4 protein-coding genes are annotated in these 6,175 nt (G+C 56.8%); all 4 read right to left on the bottom strand.

Going from position 1 to position 6,175, the window contains the following annotated elements; translation table 11 throughout:
- Nucleotides 1-67 precede the first annotated feature (67 nt).
- Complete coding sequence (locus VGU61_RS16275) at nucleotides 68-778, bottom strand: glycine zipper 2TM domain-containing protein (protein ID WP_326860254.1); 711 nt, start codon at nucleotides 776-778, stop codon at nucleotides 68-70.
- A gap of 176 nt (nucleotides 779-954) precedes the next feature.
- Nucleotides 955-2,484 (bottom strand): lysine--tRNA ligase, encoded by a 1,530-nt coding sequence (lysS, locus tag VGU61_RS16270; protein WP_326860253.1) that lies wholly within the window; start codon nucleotides 2,482-2,484, stop codon nucleotides 955-957.
- Nucleotides 2,485-2,513: 29 nt separating this feature from the next.
- Nucleotides 2,514-3,618 (bottom strand): peptide chain release factor 2 gene (gene prfB / locus VGU61_RS16265; RefSeq protein WP_326860252.1). Its coding sequence is split into 2 segments (ribosomal slippage): nucleotides 2,514-3,536 and nucleotides 3,538-3,618, totalling 1,104 coding nucleotides; the frame shifts between segments, so codons are not numbered across the junction.
- 101 nt (nucleotides 3,619-3,719) lie between these two features.
- Nucleotides 3,720-6,175, bottom strand: a 2,456-nt coding sequence (locus tag VGU61_RS16260; RefSeq protein WP_326860251.1) for a CoA-binding protein, incomplete at its 5' end; no start/stop codon positions are given.

The raw sequence follows: 6,175 nt of genomic DNA, 5'->3' as shown, positions 1-6,175 counted from the left end.
GCAATTCACAAAATAAAAAAGGCGGCATTGCCGCCTTTTTTATTTGTCATTGATGCCGCTCGCGTCCTTAAACGCGCGAAGTCAGCTGGCCGTTCACTACGCGCACGCGATCGCCGCTATTCCAGACCGGCTGCTGAGAGTACGGGAAGCTGCGCACTTCGCCATTCTCCATGCGCACGTGGACTTGATATGACGTCACGGAGCGCGTCCGCTTTTCCACTTCGTTACCTGCATAGCCGCCACCGACAGCCCCCGCCACGGTAGCGATCTTGCGGCCACTGCCGCCTCCGACCTGGTTGCCGAGGACGCCGCCGAGTACCGCGCCGGCAACCATGCCGATGCCGCTCGGCTGCGCCTGCTGCTGGATGGCCTGGATTGACTCGACCCGTCCGCAGCTCGTGCAGATGCTCGGCGCCTGCGCAACCGGTGCGCTGCTTTCATAGCTGGTGCGGGCATGCGACTGCTGGGGCTTCTGGACCGGACGGGGTGCATAGCTGCGGGGTTGGGGAGCCGGTGCGACTTTGGGCTTTTCCTCGGTTGGTTCTGCTAGCGTAACCTTGGTGTCCTTGGCATCCATCAGCGCTGCCGGCGATGTGGCGGTGGTGGCGAGTGCCGGCGCTGTTGCTGGCGTAACCGCTGCAGCTGGCGATGCGGTGCCGTGGGAATTCGGAATGAGGCCGGTGATGGCCGCGACACCTGTCAGGCTGACCAGCATGACCGAAATGGCTGCGCCGGCGATGAGTGGATGAATGCGGTTTGTTGTTTTGCTTGCTTCCATGATGAACCTCCTGTGGTGTGCATCTTGTGAACCATGCACGTAGACAAATTATCGGAGGTGGCATCAATTGAAAAAAGTCCTTTAATGTGTCAGCTGTAAGCCTTTGTAACCCTGTTTCGTTTATTAAACATTATAAAAAAAGGACGTCCGTGGACGTCCTTTCTACGGTGAAGCGATCAGTCCTCACGCCGCAAATGCGGAAACAGGATGACATCGCGGATATTCGGCGAATCGGTAATGAGCATCATCAACCGGTCAATGCCGATACCGCAACCGCCTGTCGGCGGCAATCCATATTCCAGTGCACGAATATAGTCGGCATCGAAGTACATCGCTTCCTCGTCGCCGGCATCCTTGGCCGCCACCTGGGCCTGGAAGCGTGCCGCCTGGTCTTCGGCATCGTTCAGTTCGGAAAAACCGTTGGCGATTTCGCGGCCGGTAATGAACAACTCAAACCGCTCCGTGATGCCGGGTATCGTGTCGGACGCCCGTGCCAATGGCGAGACCTCCACGGGATAGTCGACGATGTATGTCGGTTCCCAGAGCTGCGCCTCGGCCGTTTCCTCGAACAGCGCGAGTTGCAGCGCGCCCAGGCCGGCGTTGGCCAGCGGCGCGACGCCGAACTTCTTCAATTCTGCGCGGAGGAACGTAGCGTCCTGCAGCTGTGCGCTTTCGTAGTGCGGCGCAAACTTGTTGATCGCCTCCACAATCGTCATCCGGTGGAAAGGCTTGCTCAGGTCGAGTTCGCGCCCTTGATAATTCAGGCAGGCAGTGCCATGGGCGTCGATGGCGGCCTGACGGATGACTGCTTCGGTAAAGTCCATCAGCCACCGGTAATCCACATAGGCGGCATAAAACTCCATCATCGTGAATTCCGGATTGTGGCGGGGTGAAACGCCTTCATTGCGGAAATTCCGGTTGACTTCAAACACCCGCTCGAAGCCGCCGACCACCAGCCGTTTCAGATACAGTTCCGGCGCAATGCGCAAGAACATTTCCATGTCGAGTGCATTGTGGTGGGTGATGAATGGCTTGGCTGCCGCGCCGCCCGGAATGGTATGCAGCATCGGTGTCTCGACTTCCATGAAGCCATGTTCGGACATGAAGCGGCGGATCGACGACATCGCGGCCGTGCGGGCCTTGAATGTGCGGCGCGTTTCTTCGCTCATGATCAGGTCGACATAGCGCTGCCGGTATTTCATCTCCTGGTTGGACAAGCCGTGAAACTTGTCGGGCAACGGCCGCAGCGATTTGGTCAGCAGCCGCAAGGTCGTTACCTTCACGGTCAGTTCATCGGTCTTGGTCTTGAACAGCGTGCCCTCGATGCCGAGGATATCGCCAAGATCGTAGTGACGGAATGCTTCCATCTCCGCTTCGCCAGTCTTGTCGGACGTGATGTAAAGCTGGATGCGGCCGTCCGCTTTTTGTCCCGAGGCGTCCTGCAAGGTGGCGAAGGCAGCCTTTTTCCCGGCTTCGCGCTTGAGCATCATGCGACCGGCGATGCTGACCTGTACTGCCAGCGCCTCCAGCTCCTCGCGGCCCATGTCGCCATACTGCGCCTGCAGATCGGCCGCTTTATGCTGGGGGCGGAAGTCGTTCGGGAATGCGACGCCTTTCTGGCGGATCGCGGCAAGCTTTGCGCGCCGTTCCGCGATGATGGAATTTTCGTCTTCGATGGGCGCCGTGTTCTGGTTATCAGTTGTCATGAATAGTCTGTCTAAGGTAAGGGACGTGCTTACACACCTTGCTTGAGCGAAGCGGCGATGAAACCGTCCAGATCGCCATCGAGCACCGCTTTGGTGTTACCCATTTCGAAGTTGGTGCGCAGGTCCTTGATGCGGGACTGATCCAGCACATAAGAGCGGATCTGGTGACCCCAGCCGACATCGGTCTTCGAGTCTTCCAGCTTCTGCTGTTCGCTCATGCGCTTGCGCAGCTCCAGTTCGTACAGGCGCGACTTCAGCATTTCCCACGCCTCCGCGCGGTTGCGATGCTGGCTGCGGTCGTTCTGGCACTGGACGACAATGCCGGAAGGCGCGTGCGTCAGGCGCACCGCGGAATCGGTTTTGTTGATGTGCTGGCCGCCCGCGCCGGATGCGCGGTAGGTATCCACGCGGACGTCAGCCGGATTGATGTCGATGTCAATGGACTCGTCCACCTCCGGGTAGACGAAAATGCTCGAGAACGACGTATGTCGGCCGTTGGCGGAATCGAACGGCGACTTCCGCACCAGGCGATGCACACCCGTCTCGGTGCGCAAAAAGCCGTATGCGTACTCACCCTCGACCTTGATGGTGGCCGTCTTGATGCCAGCCACTTCGCCGTCGGACTGTTCCAGTATTTCGGCCTTGAAACCCTTGCGCTCGCAATAGCGCAGATACTGGCGCAGCAGCATCGACGCCCAGTCCTGCGCTTCCGTACCGCCGGCGCCGGCCTGAATATCAATGAAGCAATTGTTGGGGTCCATCGGATTCGAAAACATCCGGCGGAATTCCATGCCTTCCACCAGTTTTCGCAACTCTTCGGCATCCTGCTCGATAGCAAGAAGCGTATCCTCGTCCTGCTCCTCGCGTGCCATTGCAAACAGGTCGCTGGCGTCACGCAGGTCCGTATCGATTTTAGTGAGGGTATGAACGATCGCTTCCAGCGATTTCTTTTCCTTGCCCAGGTCCTGGGCGCGCTTCTGGTCGTTCCAGACGTTGGGATCTTCCAGTTCGGCGTTGACTTGTTCCAGTTTCTCCGACTTCACATCGAAGTCAAAGATACCTCCGTAGTTCGGCTTCGCGGGTCGTCAGGTCCGCGAGGAGGGCGGAGAGAGCATTGAGGCGTTCGGCTTCCATGATCATTTCTTGTGCGGTCAAATCCGAAATTATACCTGACCAGTCCTTCAAAGAACCCGGCTGGACCGCTTTCAATTGGCCGAACAGTGTCCCGTTATATATCAGCTAACGAATTGGCATTGCGATGCTGGCGTACGCATATCCATGTTACGTCCGCGGTTCAGGTGATCCTCTATTTCCGCTGCACAGCCCAATGCTCGGCCGTACAGGAAAATAGTGAATGCCGCTGTCTCCAGCACTTGGGCCGGGAACATGCCGGACCGGTACGGTTGCCACAAAATTTTCAGAAGCAATGCCGCAATGACGGCGTCGATGTTGACGCAGTACACAGTGCGTGAAACACCCTCGTCGTATAGCGCCTGAACCAAAGCATGGTAGTACTCGTGGAATATATTGTATTCGCCGCGCTTCTTAAATAAATGGTGCACATACACTTCACGAGGATCATGATTGACCGGTCGGTCCTTGAATACGGGATGGTTGACGCCGGGAATTTTCTGCAAGTCCAAACTGCCAGATGATTTCTTTTTGGCCTTGTAGTTGGCGTATTTTTCCACATAGCGCGTAGCGAGCGCTTTCAGATCCAATCCATGATTGGGGTCTGCCGGATCGATAAGCCCGGTGTCGCTAAACTGCTCGACCAGAAAAGCAATTCCTTCATACCCATTGCCTCCATGGGTATAGCCTGAGTGAGTAAGAAAGCCGACCATCGCCTTGTTGAGCTGAACCCTCTCCGGATTTTCAGGTCCGTCTGCCGACACGGCGCCTTTAGCACCTTGTGCGGAAATTGTACCGGGGCCATTCGTCAGGAGCAGGCCTACCAGCGTCTGGAACGCAAACAGATTCGCTGGCGTCGGCTCTTGCCCGAGCAGGGCTCGATAAGCCATTTCCGTTAGCGAACGTGTGCCGAGAATATCTTGTTGATCGATGCCGCAAAAGCGTGTTTTTTCGTGTTGCGTCGATGGTGCTGACGCGCCCAAGACCATGCCGAAAAGACGAATCCACCATGGAAGGTTGGCTGCTGTCGCTTGCGATATACGCTTGCGCATCAGGGGGCCCCAGGCAAGGGTCGTGACAATTGCAGCGATTACCGCATCAGCAGTCGGATAATCTCCTAAGCCCACGAGAAAACGAATAAATACGGACTTCACACTGCGGGCTTTGATTCCTTCCAACATCCTTTGTGCCAGCGGGTCCGCAGTTTCGGCAATGAGTAATTTTCGTGTTTCGGTATCGATCTCTATTGTCTGAAAGTCGAAACGCTCGTCCAGAGCGCTTTTCAGCCCGGCCCTTGAGAACAAATCCAACAGGATTTGGGCCGCTTTGCGTGCTTTGTCCACCCGATTGGGCCCGACAATGCTGCAAGCCGTTGCAATAACGGAGTTGGGCGCATTACCTGCCTCCCGTGCGGCCTGCGCTGCTACAAGCGCGATATCTCCATGCCGATTCATTTCAGCGCCGACCGCCACATTGACCAATTCCCAATCGTTTCTGCCGCCAGGCTCTCGCAGTAGCGCTAAATTGAAATTTGATTCAAGAGAGAATTGGGCCGCTTCGAGCATGGTCACGCCGTGCAGGCTGGTGACCTGAGTCTTTGCGTGCATTTGCGAAGCCCCTGACGTATCCTTCATGGCTTGACGCGGAAAAACGGCGCCAAGCTGTCGATTCAACTGGGCGATCTGCGCATTGTATGGTGGGAGAGCCTGCACGAGCGGGATGTCCAGCTCCTTGGGTATCGGCAGGCCTTGACTGGAACCAAACCAGGGTTTCAGTTCCATACTGCCTTCTGGAGCAAAGTCTGGCCGGGTGCCATTTTCACGCATTACCGCGGTTAGAGCGGCGGTAATATGGGCGATGTTGGTGACCAGTGCGCCTTTAGCTGAAAAGATGGGCCTCTCCGGTGTGTATATGCCATCGACACCCAATTTGTCCATGAACCATCGCTCCTTCGCTTCGGCATCATCATTGCCCCCGGCCATTGCTCCTGCATGGCCCACTGCTCGGGTTAGTTTCGATTTCCAACGACCGACAATACACGCAACAATTGGCTTGTTGAAGTGTGCCTCCAGTTCGTAATATCCACCCGGTTCCGCGTAAAGCACGGCAGCCTTGCTGCGCGCGTCATTGGCGAGTGCAAACGCGAACTCAGGGGCAGCGTAATGAATATAGACATCTTTCCCGCTGGAGATGAGCGTCGTCGTGCCCCATCCGGCCATACGCAGGTAGGTGGCAATCGTGGTTGTGAAGCCGCCCGAGTTCGAGAAGATTGCTATCGAACCTTTCCTCAAGGTCTCCGCCGGCGCTTCTCCGCCCAACGCTCCGCCTATGCGTACCCGGTTCCAAGCATCGGCCACGCCGAGGCAGTTGGCGCCGAAGATATCAATGCCGTTCAACTGGCCCATTGACCGAATTTCCCGAGCATCGTGCACCGATATTTTTTCGGTGACAATGAAGATCTTTCGAAGCTCCGGATTCAGTCGGATCAGTTCGGCTACGCCATCGCGTGCACCGGACGGCGGCAGATAAACAACCCCGCAATTGAACCGGTGGCCGTCTT

This window comes from Noviherbaspirillum sp. (assembly GCF_035944575.1).
GTDB lineage: Bacteria > Pseudomonadota > Gammaproteobacteria > Burkholderiales > Burkholderiaceae_D > Noviherbaspirillum.
This window is presented reverse-complemented; position numbering and strand designations above follow the sequence as displayed.